The sequence below is a fragment of the Lysinibacillus sp. FSL K6-3209 genome, from assembly GCF_037976175.1.
In the GTDB taxonomy this organism is placed as follows: Bacteria; Bacillota; Bacilli; order Bacillales_A; family Planococcaceae; genus Lysinibacillus; species Lysinibacillus sphaericus_D.
Genome location: NZ_CP150264.1, coordinates 1,729,311 through 1,746,742 on the forward strand (window position 1 = coordinate 1,729,311; position 17,432 = coordinate 1,746,742).

16 protein-coding genes are annotated in these 17,432 nt (G+C 38.7%); all 16 read left to right on the forward strand.

Going from position 1 to position 17,432, the window contains the following annotated elements:
- Window positions 1-221 precede the first annotated feature (221 nt).
- A complete protein-coding gene (locus MHH88_RS08180; protein WP_339262344.1) occupies window positions 222-1,961 on the forward strand; it encodes an EAL domain-containing protein in 1,740 nt (579 codons plus the stop codon).
- A 3-nt stretch (window positions 1,962-1,964) separates the two neighbouring features.
- Window positions 1,965-3,101, forward strand: a complete 1,137-nt coding sequence (locus MHH88_RS08185) for a class I SAM-dependent RNA methyltransferase (protein WP_025219161.1) — start codon at window positions 1,965-1,967, stop codon at window positions 3,099-3,101.
- Window positions 3,102-3,185: 84 nt separating this feature from the next.
- Window positions 3,186-5,093: an ATP-dependent DNA helicase gene (locus tag MHH88_RS08190; RefSeq protein WP_339262347.1), complete on the forward strand. Its 1,908-nt coding sequence runs from the start codon at window positions 3,186-3,188 to the stop codon at window positions 5,091-5,093.
- Window positions 5,094-5,372: 279 nt separating this feature from the next.
- Window positions 5,373-6,779, forward strand: coding sequence for a histidine kinase N-terminal domain-containing protein (locus tag MHH88_RS08195; RefSeq protein WP_339262348.1), 1,407 nt, complete (start codon window positions 5,373-5,375; stop codon window positions 6,777-6,779).
- The gene (locus MHH88_RS08200; RefSeq protein WP_069511564.1) at window positions 6,772-7,350 is read left to right on the forward strand and encodes a response regulator; all 579 of its coding nucleotides are present in this window, start codon (window positions 6,772-6,774) and stop codon (window positions 7,348-7,350) included. Before MHH88_RS08195 ends, MHH88_RS08200 begins: the two co-directional genes overlap by 8 nt.
- Window positions 7,351-7,434: 84 nt before the next feature.
- A complete protein-coding gene (gene eutH, locus MHH88_RS08205) occupies window positions 7,435-8,679 on the forward strand; it encodes an ethanolamine utilization protein EutH (RefSeq protein WP_339262350.1) in 1,245 nt (414 codons plus the stop codon).
- Between the two features lie 19 nt (window positions 8,680-8,698).
- Window positions 8,699-9,040: a BMC domain-containing protein gene (locus MHH88_RS08210; protein ID WP_024363381.1), complete on the forward strand. Its 342-nt coding sequence runs from the start codon at window positions 8,699-8,701 to the stop codon at window positions 9,038-9,040.
- Between the two features lie 10 nt (window positions 9,041-9,050).
- Complete coding sequence (locus MHH88_RS08215) at window positions 9,051-9,548, forward strand: EutP/PduV family microcompartment system protein (RefSeq protein WP_339262352.1); 498 nt, start codon at window positions 9,051-9,053, stop codon at window positions 9,546-9,548.
- A gap of 20 nt (window positions 9,549-9,568) precedes the next feature.
- Window positions 9,569-10,990 (forward strand): ethanolamine ammonia-lyase reactivating factor EutA, encoded by a 1,422-nt coding sequence (locus MHH88_RS08220; RefSeq protein ID WP_339262354.1) that lies wholly within the window; start codon window positions 9,569-9,571, stop codon window positions 10,988-10,990.
- A 5-nt stretch (window positions 10,991-10,995) separates the two neighbouring features.
- A complete protein-coding gene (locus MHH88_RS08225; protein WP_069511556.1) occupies window positions 10,996-12,366 on the forward strand; it encodes an ethanolamine ammonia-lyase subunit EutB in 1,371 nt (456 codons plus the stop codon).
- Window positions 12,367-12,375: 9 nt separating this feature from the next.
- Complete coding sequence (eutC, locus tag MHH88_RS08230; RefSeq protein WP_339262356.1) at window positions 12,376-13,383, forward strand: ethanolamine ammonia-lyase subunit EutC; 1,008 nt, start codon at window positions 12,376-12,378, stop codon at window positions 13,381-13,383.
- Between the two features lie 12 nt (window positions 13,384-13,395).
- Window positions 13,396-14,046: an ethanolamine utilization microcompartment protein EutL gene (gene eutL, locus MHH88_RS08235; protein WP_339262357.1), complete on the forward strand. Its 651-nt coding sequence runs from the start codon at window positions 13,396-13,398 to the stop codon at window positions 14,044-14,046.
- Window positions 14,047-14,061: 15 nt separating this feature from the next.
- Window positions 14,062-15,552 (forward strand): aldehyde dehydrogenase family protein, encoded by a 1,491-nt coding sequence (locus MHH88_RS08240; RefSeq protein WP_339262358.1) that lies wholly within the window; start codon window positions 14,062-14,064, stop codon window positions 15,550-15,552.
- A gap of 15 nt (window positions 15,553-15,567) precedes the next feature.
- Window positions 15,568-15,846 carry a BMC domain-containing protein gene (locus tag MHH88_RS08245; protein ID WP_024363388.1) on the forward strand — a complete coding sequence of 93 codons (279 nt, stop codon included), beginning with the start codon at window positions 15,568-15,570 and terminating at the stop codon, window positions 15,844-15,846.
- Between the two features lie 100 nt (window positions 15,847-15,946).
- On the forward strand, window positions 15,947-16,537 hold the full coding sequence (locus MHH88_RS08250; RefSeq protein WP_103977019.1) for a phosphate propanoyltransferase: 591 nt from the start codon (window positions 15,947-15,949) through the stop codon (window positions 16,535-16,537).
- Between the two features lie 12 nt (window positions 16,538-16,549).
- On the forward strand, window positions 16,550-17,419 hold the full coding sequence (pduL, locus tag MHH88_RS08255; RefSeq protein WP_339262360.1) for a phosphate propanoyltransferase: 870 nt from the start codon (window positions 16,550-16,552) through the stop codon (window positions 17,417-17,419).
- Window positions 17,420-17,432 lie beyond the last annotated feature (13 nt).

Here is a 17,432-nt window from a genome sequence, read left to right on the forward strand (position 1 = left end):
TGAACTAATAAAAGAAGTATCTGTTACTTAACGATGTCTAGTCATACGCGATATAGGCCTGAGGTAATGTGAATACCATGTGATTGTGCCTCTGTCGATACGCTTCTAAGTTATAACATCACCGTTATCGTATGAACGCGACATACATACCTACTAATAAGAGTAGAAACGCGCTTTTCTAAAAATAAGGGTAGTATCGATAAATAGGATGGAGCGGAAATATGGGCGGAGTAATTACTAATCTGGAGAAGATTAATTCGATTTCTAAATACCCCACTTCCTTACTGAAGAAAATTTTTGAAAATGTATCTGAAGGCATTATGATTACGGATAAACATAAAAAAATAGAGATGGTTAATCCAGCATTTGAATTCGTTACAGGCTATAAACGCGATGAAGTGATAGGAAAAACGCCCGCGGTATTGCAGTCAGGTGTACATGAGTTATCCTTCTATTTGACAATGTGGGAAAAGATACGACAAGAAGGAATATGGCAAGGGGAAATTTGGAATCGTCGTAAAACAGGAGACGTGTATCCTGAATGGTTAACAATTGTTAGCATAACGAATGATAGTGGAGAAATTACTAACTATTGTGGCATTTTCTCAGATTTATCTGAAAGAAAAATAGTAGAAAATGAACTAGAAAAACGTTTGTTAACTGATTCATTAACAGATGTATCGAATCGATTTGCTTATATTGAGAGAATGGATAGTTTACTGGAATCGTCTTCTACTATTTCTCATTCAGTACAGCATGCTGTCTATTTCTTGGATTTGGACAGATTTAAACAAATAAATGATACTTTAGGGCATGCGGTGGGAGATACGATTCTGATAGAAGCAGCAAGACGTATTCAAACATTGCTCAAAAACAAAGATATCATTGCAAGATACGGTGGAGATGAATTTATCGTCACATTGACGAATGTAAAAAATGTTCGTGAGGCAGCAACATTTGCAGAGCAAATTATTGGTATTATGGAACAGCCAATGAACATTAATGGACAAGAAATTTTTGTTTCAACAAGCATTGGCGTGAGTATGTATCCGGCTGATGGCGAAACATCCGAGCAACTTATTACTTGTGCAGATAAGGCGATGACCTATTCCAAAAAGAATGGTCTTAACGGCTATTCGTTTTATTTTGATGAATTACAAACAGACACGCAGCGCGTTCTTTTGTTAGATTCTGAATTGCGTAGAGCGATTGAAAATCGTGAATTTGAGTTGCATTTCCAACCTAAAATTATGTTGGAAAACGAACATATACAAGGACTAGAGGCGCTTGTTCGCTGGAATAATGAGCGACTTGGCTTTGTATCGCCTGCAGAATTTATTCCTTATGCGGAAGAAACGGGCCTTATCATTCCTTTAAGCGAAGTAATTATTGAGAAAGCATGTGAAGCTGCAATCAAGTTACAACAATTTGGTCGCAAAATACCAATTGCTATCAATATTTCGAGCATTCATTTTAAACAGCAAAACTTTTTAGAGTCGATTCAAACAATATTAGAACGTTATAATACGTCTGCCAATAATTTTGAAATAGAGGTTACAGAACGCACTGTTATGAATAGTGCAACGGAAACGGTAAGCAAGCTTGTGCGTTTAAAGCAGCTTGGCTTTAAAATCTCCATTGATGACTTTGGTACAGGTTATTCATCATTGAGCTATTTAGTTCGATTCCCACTCGATTGTTTAAAAATCGACCGTAGCTTTATTCAACATATTTGCTCGCTCGATGAAAAACAGGCAGTTGTAGATGCTATTATTCAAATGTCGCATCGTCTAAAAATGAAAGTTGTAGCAGAAGGTGTAGAACAAGCGCAACAAGTGGATATACTACGGAAAATGAACTGTGATATTATCCAAGGCTATTATTACAGCAAACCATTACCACTTCCCGAATTGCTGGAGTATATTGAGTATTGGGAAATTGAACATCAAGGAAGGAAATAATGTATGGCAAACTATAAATTAGTCGCAACGGCTGCAATGGGCTTAGAAGCGATTGTAGCACAAGAAGTACAGGCACTCGGTTATACAACGACAGTCGAAAATGGCAAAGTTTATTTTGAGGGTGATGAAACGGCCATTGCTCGTGCCAACTTATGGTTACGTGTAGCAGATCGAGTAAAAATTGTTGTAGGACAATTTCCTGCAAAGTCTTTTGAACAATTGTTTGAAAGTGTAAAGGCATTACCATGGGAAAAATATTTACCGGTGGATGCATCTTTCCCCGTTTCAGGGAAATCAGTAAAATCTAAATTATTTAGTGTGCCAGATTGCCAAGCGATTACCAAAAAAGCAATCGTAGAACGCATGAAACAGCATTACAAACGCCTTGGTTTTTTAGATGAATCAGGGGCAACATACAAAATCGAAGTTTCAATCTTAAAAGATGTGGCTACACTTACTATTGATACTTCTGGCGCTGGCTTACATAAGCGGGGCTACCGACAAGCACAAGGGGAAGCACCGCTAAAAGAAACATTAGCCGCTGCACTTGTTCAGATTTCTAAATGGAATCCGAACCGTCCGTTTGTCGATCCATTTTGTGGTTCAGGTACAATTGCCCTAGAAGCAGCAATGTATGGACAAAATATTGCACCAGGTTATAATCGAGAATTTATTTCTGAAAGTTGGCCGTGGATGAAAGCGAAAATTTGGGATGCTGTGCGAGATGAAGCGGATAGTATAGCTAACTATGACCAACCACTTGAAATAATTGGATCAGATATTGACCACCGCATGGTAAGTATTGCACAAGAAAATGCGCTAGAAGCAGGATTTGGGGATATTATTACGTTTAAACAAATGCAAGCTCGTGATTTTACAACACAGCTAACAGATGGTGTAATGATTGGGAACCCTCCATATGGAGAGCGTATAGGCGATGTAGAAGTTGTGGAACAAGTAATTCGTGATTTAGGACAAGTCATGAAAAACTACCCAACTTGGTCGGTATACATGCTATCCTCCATGAAAAACTTCGAAGAATTATACGGTCGTCAAACAACGAAAAAACGTAAATTATTCAATGGTTTTATTGAAACGAATTATTATCAATATTGGGGACAAAAGTCCAAGAGAGACTAACTAGAATAACGGAAGATAAGATTTTTTCTTATCTTCCGTTTCGTCGCGTATAATAGGAACAGATTGTATGAGGGGGAACGTCAATTGCGTAAATCTTTACCATTTGCATTAACGAAGGATCGCTCATTTTTCGAGTCATTAGGTGACTGGATGGGCGATGTCCTTTATGATGAATTACCAGAAAAAGGATTTGAATGCCGTGATGAGCAAATTTTCATGGCCTATCAAATTGAACAGGCGCTAAAAGAAAAAAATGTGTTATTTGCTGAAGCTGGAGTAGGAACAGGAAAAACGATTGCTTATTTACTGCCGGCTGTATCCTATGCACGCTATACAGGTAAGCCAGCGCTCATTGCCTGTGCAGATGAAACATTAATCGACCAGCTCGTGAAAGAGGGCGGCGATATTTATAAATTACAAAAAACACTCGGTTTAGAAATTGATGTCCGTTTAGCAAAATCACGTGATCAATATTTATGCTTAAAGCGTTTCGAAGAAGCAGAAAAAGTCGAAACGGATGAGTGGATCGATGATATTGCTTTTTCAATTCCCGATGGTGTATATGCACAAGGTTCAATGATTGCAGTGCAACCATATGGTGATCGCAGTGATTATCCGACGGTTAGTGATGAAGATTGGCATAAAGTAAATTATAATGCAATCATGCAATGTTCAGTATGTGATTTGCGTAATCGCTGTGGTCAAACATTACATCGCGCACATTACCGTAAATCAACGGATTTGATTATTTGTTCGCAAGACTTTTTAATGGAGCATTTAGCAACGAAAGAGTCCCGTGAACGTGAAGGGCAATTAGCGTTACTTCCTGAAGTATCAATGATGGTGCTAGATGAAGGGCATTTATTGGAATATGCGGCGCAAAAGGCAATGACATATAAGGTGCAGGCAACGACGATTGTTCCTCTGTTAGAGCGTTTAATGGTAGATGGGGTACGTGAACGAACTTTGTATGCAATGGAAAAATTGCAAGACGATCACGAACTATTTTTCGATCAGTTACGTGATGATATTGTGGCGTCTGAGGAAGAACGGAAGCGTATTAATAAATCTGCAACACTTTTAAAGTATGGTAAACAATTGATTGCCGATGTAGATGTACTTCTAGAAGAATTTGTTTTTGAATCAGAAATGTATATGATTCCAGAGTATGAGTTAAATATGGCAGAAGAATATTTGGAGCAATATCAAGCGTCACTTCGCATTTTTACGGCACAAGGTGATGCTGTTGACTGGTTAGAGGAAACAGATGGTGAAGAAACACTGGTTATTATGCCACGACTGATTACAGAAGTTTTAGAAGAAAAGTTATTCTCTAAAAAGCTTCCAATCGTATTTTCTTCTGCAACATTATCTGTCAATAAGGATTTCTCATATATTGCTTATAGTCTTGGTATCCATAATTACCAATCTTTCTCAGTTCCATCACCATTTGATTATGAAGCAGTGATGAGAATTTATTTACATGAGCTATCTCAAAATAATAAAACAGCCCGTGTCCAACAATTGTTGCGAGATGGTGAGAAAACATTAATATTATTCAAATCAAAACAAGCGATGTTAAACTTTAAAGCAGAATTACCGCTAATGGAGCGCATGTATGTGGCGTTTGAAGGAGATCGTGAATTATCAGCTATTGTTCGTGATTTCCAAGAAGGTACTGTCAAAACGCTATGCTCCTACCATTTATGGGAAGGTTTAGATTTGCCAGAAGAGGCGCTAACACGTGTTATCATTTATGACTTGCCTTTCCCACCACATGATCCATTATTTGACGCAAAACGGACGTTTGCTGAAAATCCGTATGAAGAAGTAGAGTTACCATTTATGCAATTGCGTTTGCAACAAGGAATGGGACGATTAATTCGCACATCGAATGATCATGGCGATATTCATATATTGTTAAATGAGGAAGAAGCGACACAGCAGAAAACATTTGAAAATATTTTAGCAGTGACACCAGAAATAAAGTAACAAAAAGCGAGTTTGCCATTGGTGCAAACTCGCTTTTTGTTATTTCAAAATAATAATTATTGTGTCGCTTTTAGAGATTGTCGAAAAAAAGTGTTGAATATTTCTGTTTTAAACTATATAGTTCTTTGTAATGCAATGAATTTTATTAAATATAAAAATTTTTCTTCTTGAAAATAATTTTGCAAAAGGTTTATAATGATGACAAGAAATTTTAAGGAATAGTCACAATCACTGTTGAGTATTCTATGATAGGGGGTGGACCTGTCGAGCATTCAATCGTTGTGTAGTAAATATACAAGCTTATCAGGTAAGGATATCGAGAAGTTAGTAGAAATAGAAACTACTCTATCTTATTATGCTGAGTTGACAGATTGCTATATGTTTATAGATTGTATGATGGAAAATTTACCACATGCAATTGTTGTAGCAGAGGCATTCCCTACAAAAGAAATTGGCTTATACGAAAAATCAGTGATTGGAAAATTTGTCTTTGAAAGCTTCGAGCCAGCAGTATTTGCAGCTTTTAAGCATAAAGAAAGATCATCCATTTCGAGAGCAATCACACAGGAAGGTCTAACTGTAGAACAAAACGTTGTCCCCCTCTTTAATGATGATGGACAGGTTATCGCCGTGTTGATTCAAGAAAAAAAGGTTAAGATGCAAACTGCACCAAAGGATGATTTTCAAAATATGCCTTTTGCATTAATTGAGCATATCGTCGAACCCAACGCGCAGCCAATTCCAGTTGTATCTGATTTATTAGTAGAGTCAATTATTCTGACAAATCATGAAAATAAGGTCATTTATAGTAATCCTGCAGGATACCGATTTATAACGGAACTTTCAGGACTAGAAAATTTTGATAATATTGCTTTGGATAAAATATTGCCTTTTTTACAAGAGGTCTACGATAAAGGCGACGATGTCTTTTTCTTAGAAATTACGATTGATTGTAAATCTTTTATTGTGAAAAAGATTCCAATCCGCAGTCAAAATGATAAAGTGACACTGCTTATTATTCATGATCTAACAGAGCTAAAGCTGAAAGAAAATGAACTGATGATGAAAACATTTGCTATACGGGAAATTCACCATCGTGTAAAAAATAATTTACAAACGGTTACAAGCTTATTGCGACTGCAAATGCGCAATGACCTAGCAGCTTCAAATGCAAGTGCTTTTCAGGAAGCATTAAACCGCATTTATAGTATTTCTTCTGTTTACGAACTTATTTTAGAAAATGAGGATAATGCGGAAGAAAAAGTGGATGTTATCGCTTTGTCTAAAAAGATTGGGTATAAAATGGTTGGCACTTCTCATACAGCAGCCATTCAATTAATCTTCCATCATGATGAACTACAGCTATATTGTCATGCTAAAAAGGCGGTTTCACTCGCATTAATTATTTGTGAGTTATTACAAAATGCTTTAAAGTATGCTTTTATCGATCGTGAGGAAGGAACCATTGATATAAAATTTCTTCAGGATGCATCTTTTATTTCACTTCATATTTCCGACAACGGCGTTGGGATGCAAGAGGTGAAGGCATCTTTTGGGATGGAGATTATTACAAGACTTGTTGAATATGATTTAGCTGGCACATTTACAATTATCCCTAGTGAACAAGGTACACATACTCAAATTCAGTTTCCTGTAAGTGAGGAGGTATTTATCCTAAATGACTAGGAAAGTTATGATTGTCGAAGATGAATCACTTATTGCAATTGATTTGAAGTTTATGCTAGAAGATAATGGTTACGAAGTAGTAGCGCAGGCAAATAATGGCGAATCTGCAATTGAACTAGCTTATACACATAAGCCTCAGCTAATACTAATGGACATCAAAATGCCGAAGCTAGATGGACTAAAGGCGAGTAAAATTATTGAACAACAGCTCGGTATACCAGTGCTTTTTATATCTGCTTATAGTGAAAAAGAATTGTTATTGTACATGAAACAGGATAATATTTTAGGGTATGTTATGAAACCGTTTTCTGAGAAAAATGTCCTACCAGCGTTGGAAGTGGCGTTTCATCAAATCGATAAATTTAACCGATTAAACGGAGAATTATTGCATAAGCAAAGCGAAATAGAAAAGCGAAAAGTCATCGAACGAGCGAAAGGTTTACTGATGCAAGCAGAAAATCTTAGTGAAGACGAGGCTTATAAAAAAATTCGCAATGAGAGTATGCAAAGTCAACAGGAAATGGTAACAATTGCAAAACGAATTATAAATACATTACAAGTAAATAGATGAAGCAAAGACGCTTTAAAGAAAATTTTTCTTTAATGCGTCTTTTTTTTATATATATTTATCAAAATCAAAGGGGGGATAAGTAGGATGGCAATGATAGGAACGATCATCGTTTATATTATTATGATTTGTGCAGTTTTAGGGGCAATCGGAGCGATTCGAGATGCAGAGTATGGAATTGGTAAAGAATTTATGAATGGACTCCATACAGTAGGTCATATTTTTGTACCAGCGGCAGGAATCATGGCAGCTATACCTTACTTAACGTGGTTTATTAGTCATTTTATTAGTCCGATTTTTGAATTGATTGGAGCTGACCCAGCAATTGCAGCTACAGCAATTTTAGCGTCGGACATGGGGGGCTATCAATTAGCAAATGCTTTAAAAGAGTCGTATGAAGGATGGGTGATGGCGCTTGTCGTTGGGTTTATGTCAGGTGCAACCATTGTATTCTCGATTCCAATGGGGCTTGCGATGTTAGACAAGCGTGATCATAAGTATATGGCATTAGGCATTATGGCAGGCGTATTAACTATTCCGATTGGTGCATTTATTTCGTCGATTATGATTGTGATGTTTAACACAGAGGTTCGTGAAGTGATTAGTACAACATCTGCACCAACTTATGTGTTTGCCATTTCTATTTTACAAATATTACTTAATTTATTACCGTTATTTATTTTCGTTATTTTAATTGCATTAGGGCTAAAGCTTATCCCGAATGGCATGATCAAAGGGTTTATGATTTTCGGTCGTGTGATGGATGCAGGTATTAAGCTTGTGCTTGTATTCTCTATTGTAGAAATTTTTACAGGCATTTTTACTAAGATTTTTGGGACATGGGGCTTTGATCCCATCATGGCAGATAGTGTCGACCAATTCCGCGCATTAGAAACGGCTGGTTATATCGGTATTATGTTAGCGGGTGCATTCCCAATGGTGTACTTAATAAGAAAATATGCTTCTAAACCGCTTGAAACAGCAGGGAAGAAATTAGGTCTTTCTTCAGTAGGAAGCGCAGGGATTTTAGCGACAAGTGCTAATATTTTGGCCATGTTTACACTTGTTCGTCAGATGCCACCAAAAGATAAAGTAATCAACATTGCTTTCGGGGTTTGTTCAGCATTCCTGTTAGGCGACCATTTATCCTTTACGGCTAATTTCCAACCAACGATTATATTACCTGTTATTGCAGGAAAGCTGTTAGCAGGGGTGCTTGCCATTATTTTAGCTTACAAGCTATCAGTACCGACCGCATTGAAACTAGAACAAGAGGATCGTAAGGCAGGCATTATTAAAGAGGGAGAATATTTAACAGATCAAAAGTCTTGATAGAAAGAGGTGATGATATGTGAGTGAGGAAAAGAAACGTTTTATTCAGGAGTTTGTGCCGGGTAAGCAACTAACATTGAGTCATCTAATTGCAAATCCCGATCCAGATATGTTTCAAAAGCTTGGCATTCAAGAAGCGGGTGCACTCGGCATTATGACTTGTACACCGAGCGAAACAGTTATTATTGCTGGGGATTTAGCGACAAAGGCAGCCAATGTAAAATTAGGTTTTTTAGACCGTTTTACAGGTAGTCTCGTTATTGTTGGCAGTGTATCTGAAGTAGAAATGGCGATGTTGGAAATCAATCGTTTTTTATCGGAAATGCTCGGTTATACGCCATCTAAAATAACGAAGTCATAGGATGTGTCAAATGAAAAATCGAGTAATGATAATAGGTGGTGTGCAAGCTGGTAAATCAACGCTAATGAATGCGTTATTAGGCAAAGATAGACAAGCTATTAAAACCCAAGCACTCGTATTTGATGACTGGATTGTTGATACACCTGGAGAATATATAGAAAATCCAATGTACTACAGAAATATTATGGCAACATCACTTGAAGTAACACATGTGATTTATTTGCAAGATGCCACGTCATCAAGGAGTGTTTTTCCTCCACAGTTTAGCTTGGGCATACCCAAAATTCAAATTGGTGTCATTACCAAAATTGATGCACCCCTTGCAGATGTAGAAAGAGCAACAGCATTGTTGAAAAATGTGATGACGCACGGTCCAATTGTGAAAACATCAGCATGGCAAAAGCTTGGCATTGAGTTGATTGCACCACTTATTCAACTTCGGTCAGATGAAGAAATTCGCCAGTTTGTCAAGGACCGTAATAGTCCCTATCTCATATATTGCCCATAGTGGCATAGAGGAGGTATAGGTTGAAGACAGAAAAAATTTATAGTGCAGGCATTGATATTGGGACAAGTACAACAAAGATGGTTGTCAGTAGTTTTCTGTTGAAAAACGTTGCTGGGGTGACCCATGTGCCACGAATAGAAATTATTGAAAAAACGGTGTTGCATCAAAGTCCCATTATTAAAACACCGTTTCTTACGAAAGACATTATTGATATGGAACAAATAGAAAAATTTATATTTCAGCAATATCAATTGGCTCAAATTTCACCAGCGGATATTTCAACAGGCGCCATTATTATTACAGGTGAATCCGCTACGAAAGAAAATGCTAGAGAGGTTGTCCATACTATTGCAGATGCAGCTGGTCAGTTTTTAGTTGCCACTGCGGGTCCTGATTTAGAAGGGATTATTGCTGCAAAAGGGGCAGGGACTGTCCAACAGTCCAAAAACACAGCTAAAGTAATCGCCAATATTGATATTGGTGGCGGTACGGCGAATATTGCAGTGATGCAGTTCGGTGAAGTGATCGGTTCATGCACCTTGCATGTTGGCGGTAGATTAATTGAATTCCAACATGGCAAAGTCTATTCCATCTCACCGCCTATAAAGCAATTAATGAAGCATTGGTCTAATCCATTACAAGTAGGTGACTTGGCAGAAGACGCGCGTGTTGTGCAATTGATTGAAGAAATGGTGGATTTTTTAGCTAACACGTTAAGCGGACAACTACAAGATGCACAACATCCATTACTGTTAGGCCATTTACCAAATTGGCATAAGCCTGTGGATGCAATCGTTTTTTCAGGTGGTGTTGCTTCTTGCATTTATGATTATGATTGTTCGCAGCGCCAATATGATGATATTGGTGAAAAACTAGCGAACATGCTTCTACAACATGAGCAACTTCAATCATTTTTATGGCTACAGCCGCAGGAAACTGCTCGCGCTACAGTGACTGGAGCAGGAACTCAAACAACAGAAATTAGTGGTGCAACGATACAAGTTGATGCGGACGTATTACCGTTGAAAAATATTCCTGTATTTAATTGCGCAAATGTAGCAACGAAGGCGTTTGATCAAATAGTAAAGACAGCAGTGGACAGAGCAGACGCCCTTTTTTCACTGGATGATCACCGCTCTCCCTTTGCACTTTATTTTAGTGAGTTACCGTATTTAAGTTTTGATGATGTCCATGCATTGTGCGAGGCCATTTTACGATACTTAGGAACAAGAAGCGCCAAGGACATACCAATTATCATAGTCATTCAATCAGATTATGCAAAGGTCATAGGGCAAACGCTACAAGCCATTAATCCAGCAGTTCCTATCCTATGCATCGATCAAATTAAAGTAGAAACAGGCGATTACATTGACATTGGGGAAGTGCTACCTTCTGGTGTTGTCCCCATTGTAGTGAAAACACTTGCTTTCCACTCAAAGTAAGGAGGATGAACGTGAATCTATCGGTGATATTTGGTGGAGAAAAATATAATTTTCATTCATTAAAAGATGTGATGGCTAAAGCCAATGAAGAAAAATCTGGAGATCAGCTAGCAGGGATTGCTGCTGAATCTGTTCAACAACGAATTGCAGCAAAAGCTGTTTTAAGTGAGTTGTTAGTCAAAGATATACGTGAGAATCCGCTAGTTCCAGCTGAAAATGATGAAGTGACACGCATTATTGAAGGCGATATTAACGAACAAATATATAGCGAAATAAAAAACTGGAGTATTGAACAGCTTCGAGAATACATTTTATCGAATGATACAGGTGATCGAGAGTTAAAACGTTTAAGCAAAGGCATGAATTCAGAAGTTATTGCAGCCGTTACGAAATTGATGTCGAACTTGGACCTTGTTCATGCAGCCAATAAAGTAGAAATACTATCAACTTGCAATATTACGATAGGGCAAAAGGGCACGCTGTCTTCAAGACTACAGCCGAACCACCCAACAGATAATATTGATGGCATTATTGCCTCATTAAAAGAGGGATTGTCCTATGGAATTGGTGATGCAGTTATCGGCATTAACCCAGTAGATGATTCGGTCGAAAGTGTTAAAAAGGTGTTACATGCGACAAAAGAATTTATCACTGATTGGTCGATTCCAACGCAGAACTGTGTATTGGCTCATATTACAACACAAATGAAGGCCATTAAGCAAGGAGCTCCTGCCGATATGATTTTCCAAAGTATTGCGGGGACAGAAATTGCAAACCGTTCGTTTGGGATTTCTGCTGACTTAATTCGAGAAGCAGAGGAACTGGTGAAGAAACAGGGAACGGGAACAGGCCCAAATTTATTTTACTTTGAAACTGGGCAAGGTTCCGAGCTTTCGGCTGAAGCACATATGGGCATAGACCAAGTAACACTGGAATCACGCAACTATGGATTTGCTAGACATTTTAATCCGTACATAGTCAACACAGTTGTTGGCTTTATTGGCCCTGAATATTTATATAACAACAAGCAAGTTATTCGGGCAGGGTTAGAAGATCATTTTATGGGTAAAATGCACGGCATTCCAATGGGCGTTGATATTTGTTATACCAATCATATTAAGGCTGACCAAAATGATGTGGAAGATTTAAGTGTGTTACTCACTGCAGCAGGTGTGAACTTTATTATTGCCGCACCGATGGGAGACGATATTATGTTGAACTATCAGTCTATGAGCTTCCATGATGTGGCAACATTACTCCAAACATTTGGTAAAACACCAGCACCTGAATATTTAGCTTGGTTAGAAAAAATGGGCATTTACGAAAATGGTCGTCTTTCAGCTAGAGCTGGCGATTTATCGATATTTGAAAGGTAGGTGAGACCATTGAATGAACAGCTAGTATCCATGATTACACAACTTGTGATGGAGAAAATGACGAATACATCGGGCACTTCTTCAAAAACAGCTACACCAATTGAAGAACCACAACAACCATTAATTAAAATTTATGATAGTGCGGCTAAGCATACAGAAGAACTACCAAGTCCACAGGCAACATCAGATCAATCGTTAATTAAGCTTTACCAAGCATCTTCTACAAAGGATTATTCGCACAATACTACTAATTATGATGGATCTACAACTGTAGAAACGGCGAAGGCTTTTCAATTTGAAGAGCAAAATGTATCAGAAAGTGTGCAAGCAGCTAAAAAGCATACACCTGCAAGAATTGGTGTGGGTAGAGCGGGGACAAGACCAAAAACAAAAACTTGGTTGAAATTCCGACTCGATCATGCGGCTGCAGTAGATGCTGTGTATGGAGAAGTGACAGAAGCACTATTACAAAAACTGAATGTCTTCCAAGTAACAACAAAAGTAACGGATAAAGAAGAATACATTACGAGACCGGATTTAGGTCGCCGCTTATCTGATGAAGCGAAGACACGTATTCAATCAACATGTAAAGCACGGCCAACCGTGCAAATTATTATTTCCAACGGCTTAAGTGCGAGTGCGATTGAAGAAAATGTCCAAGATGTATATTTAGCATTACAACAAAGTCTTAACAATTTAAATATTGAAATAGGCACTACTTTTTACATCGATAAAGGGCGTGTAGCGCTGATGGATGAAATTGGCGAGCTATTGCAAGCAGAGGTCATTGTTTACTTAATTGGTGAACGTCCTGGTCTAGTGTCAGCAGAGTCGATGAGTGCGTATTTATGTTATCAGCCGCGAATAGGTACCGTTGAAGCAGATCGAATGGTTATTTCGAACATTCATAAAGGTGGTATTCCTCCATTAGAGGCAGGAGCTTATTTAGGTACTGTCGTGCAAAAAATATTGCAATACAAGGCAAGTGGCGTAAACCTTGTCGCAAAAGAAGGTTAGGGGGAACAAGCAATGCATCCTCATAAAATTATGGCTGATATTTTGGCTATGCAGATGATTCCTAGAGTGAATAGAGACTTGGCAACACAGCTTGCGTTGAAGCCAAATCAGCATAGCATTGGGCTAGTCACACTAACCATTGATGATGTCGGATATGTGGCTTTAGATGAAGCGACAAAAAAAGCAGATGTGGAAGTGGTTTATGCAAAAAGCTTCTATGCAGGAGCGGCTCATGCGTCAGGACCATTATCTGGTGAAATGATTGGCATTATAGCGGGTAGCTCCCCAGATGAAATTCGCAGTGGGCTGGAAGCAATTGAGCAAAAAGTGCAATTTGATACGTATTTCGAAGCCATTAATAATAATGAAAACCATGCACTTTTTGCGCATACTGTGGCAAGCTGTGGCAGCTATTTAGCACAGTTAGCAGACGTTAAGATTGGCACTGCGCTCGCTTATTTAATTGCACCACCACTTGAGGCGGTTGTCGGTTTAGATGCCGCTTTAAAGGCAGCGGACGTAGAGCTAAAGCAATTTTTTGGGCCACCTTCCGAAACCAACTTTGGTGGTGGCATAGTTAGTGGCAGTCAGTCTTCCTGTCAAGCTGCTGCAGATGCATTTAGAGAAGCAATTGAACATGTTGCGAGAAATCCGGTTATTTAGAAAGGAGGCGGCTTTATGGCGACATTAGATAAAGACTTATTAGCCATTCAGGAAATGAGAGACGCTGTGAGTCAAGCAAATGCAGCACAAGCGGCCTATATGCAATATTCCCAACAACAAGTGGATAGTATTGTGAAGGCTGTTGCGGATGCCGCATTTAAAGAGGCAGAACGATTAGGAAAAATGGCTGTCGAAGAAACAGGGATGGGTATCCAAAATCATAAAAAAATGAAAAATGAAGTAGCGTCTAGAGATGTATATGAAGATATTAAAGATTTAAAGACAGTTGGCGTGATTGGCACAGATCGACTAAAGAAAGTAACAGAGATTGCTAGTCCATTTGGCGTTATCGCAGGAATTGTGCCAACAACAAATCCTACATCTACAGCCATTTTTAAAACGCTTATTTCTTTAAAAACGAGAAATGGCCTTGTGTTAAGCCCGCATCCATATGCCGTTAAATGTACAAAGGAAGCTTTAGATATTTGTAGAGTTGCGGCAGAAAATGCTGGTGCGCCAGAAGGGTTGTTACAATGTTTAACAATGTCTTCAATGGAAGCGACACAACAATTAATGAAACATCCACAGATTCACTTAATTTTAGCAACGGGCGGTGGGGCGTTGGTCAAAGCGGCATATAGCTCTGGAAAACCAGCCTATGGGGTAGGTCCTGGCAATGTACCAGCTTACATCGAAAAATCAGCCAATATTCAAAAAGCCGCTCGGCAGCTAGTGCAAAGTAAATCCTTTGATAATGGCACCATTTGTGCGACAGAGCAGGCCATTATTGTGGATAAAGCGATAGCTGAACAAGTATTAGCAGAATTAAAGAAACAGCATGCTTATATATTGAATGCTGAAGAAAAATTAAAGATGGAAAAGTTAATCTCTCCTGTTCCAGGCAAAGTGAATCCACAAATTGTTGGAAAATCAGCGGTGAGTTTAGCACATTCTATCGGCATTATGGTGCCAGAAGAGACGAAAGTACTTATTGGGTTGGAGACGATGATTGGAAAAAATATTCCATTTTCACTAGAGAAGCTATCACCAATATTTGCTTTCTACACAGTAGAGGATAGCACAGAGGCCAAACAAGTGATGGTTGATCTACTGAATATTGGAGGACGGGGACATTCTTGTTCAATTCATACGGAAAATGCTGCGTTAGCAGAGCAGTTTTCGCTTGATTTACCAGTGTCGCGTATTGTTGTGAACACGCTATCTTCGATTGGTGCGGTTGGTGGTACGACTGGATTAGCACCATCCTTTACATTAGGTTGTGGGACATTTGGTGGTAATATTACGTCCGATAACATTACAGCTAGACATTTATTGAATATTAAGCGCATGGCTTATGGCATTAAAGATGTAGAGGTGCCAGCTCCGGAATTTGATTTACATCCGGTGGTAGAAAATATAAAGGCACAAGCACCATCATTGGATACAGAAGTGGTGCAACAAATTGTTGATCAAGTTTTAAAGCAAATTACATTACAAACTAAATAATTGGAGGAATGACAAATGAGTACAGCATTAGGAATGGTAGAAACAAAAGGTCTTGTAGGAGCAATTGAAGCGGCGGATGCAATGGTTAAAGCGGCAAGTGTTAATTTAGTAGGGAAAGTCCATGTTGGTGGCGGTATTGTTACTGTCTTGGTTCGTGGCGATGTAGGTGCAGTAAAAGCAGCAACGGATGCAGGTGCAGCAGCAGCTCAACGTGTTGGAGAATTGCTATCTGTGCATGTAATTCCACGTCCTCATAACGAATTAGAATTAATTTTACCAAAAGCAGAAGCTTAATTACACGACTGAAGAGGCATTCATCGCTTGTAAATTTGATGTGATGAATGCCTACTATCAACAGTAAAAAAATCAGTTACTAGATTTAGAGGTGGCTAACTTGAATATAAAATCACAAGCATTTCCAGTTGCCATTTCAGCCCGTCATATACATGTAAGTGAAAAAGATTTACAAGCACTTTTTGGTCCAAACGCAACGTTGACAAAGGATTTTGACCTTTCACAACCAGGACAGTTTGCAGCAAAAGAGCGTGTCTCCATTGAGGGACCAAAAGGAGTCATTCACAATGTGCGTGTATTAGGACCTGTAAGGGCAGCAACGCAAGTGGAAATAAGTCGAACAGATGCGATGAAACTAGGTTTAAACCCTCCCCTAAGACAATCGGGAGATATCGAAAATTCAGCTAGCATTAAACTTATCCATCAACAACGAGAAGTTTTGATCGAGCAGGGAGTCATTATTGCACAGGCCCATATTCATATGACAGAAGAAGATGCGAAAGCCTTGGAAGTACACAATAATGAAATCGTTTCTGTCGAAGTTGACAGTGAAAGACCTGTAACATTTCGTGCTGTAGTAGTACGTGTCTCAAATGATTTTAGCTTAGAAATGCATATTGATACCGATGAGGCAAATGCAGGCTTTATTGCACAACAAGCACAAGGAAGAATTGTGAAATCATGTTCGTAAGGAGGAGGTTTGATGCAAGAACAATTAGTGCAAAAAATCGTCGAAGAAGTTTTACAGCAAGTATTAAAAAATCAGCCTTCCCGCCCAGATGACGGTAAAATTCCAATCGGTGTATCAGCGCGACATGTACATCTTGCACAGGCAGAAGTGGAGCAGCTTTTTGGAGAAAACTATCAATTAACACCGAAGTTTGAGCTTTCGCAGCCAGGACAATTTGCTGCTGAAGAAACAGTCGTCATTGCAGGACCAAAAGGCTCTATTGACAGAGTTCGTATATTAGGTCCAGCTCGTACATTAACACAAGTAGAAGTGAGTTGGACAGATGCGATGAAACTCGGCGTCAAGCCGCCATTAAGAATATCTGGGGATATTAAAGACTCTAGCCCTGTGACGTTAATTGGTCCAAAAGGTAGTGTTGTTTTGCCAGAAGGTCTTATTATTGCACAAGCGCATATTCATATGTCTCCTGCCGATAGCGAAAGATTTCAAGTAGTAGATGGGCAGTCGGTACAAATCAAAGTGCAAGGACTACGACCGATTATTTTATCCAATGTGATGATTCGTGTATCTGAGCGCTATCGTTTGGAAATGCATATTGATACGGATGAAGCAAATGCAGGCTTAATTCAGCAAGGTGCTTTTGCAGAAATCGTCAATGGACAAGTGATGGAACCTTTGACTGTAAAGGAAATGCCACTAGTCGCAAAGCAAGCTTCTGCAAACCAATCTATTTATCACTTTGAAAAAAAGCTACTTTCGCAGGTAGATGTGCTGGAAATCGAAGCTCAAGAAATTGTCGTGCCCAAAAGAACCATCGTGACAGCATTAGCTTATGACAAAATACGAGAGCTGAATAAAAAAATAACGATTCGCTCTGAATAATAAGTATTATCCA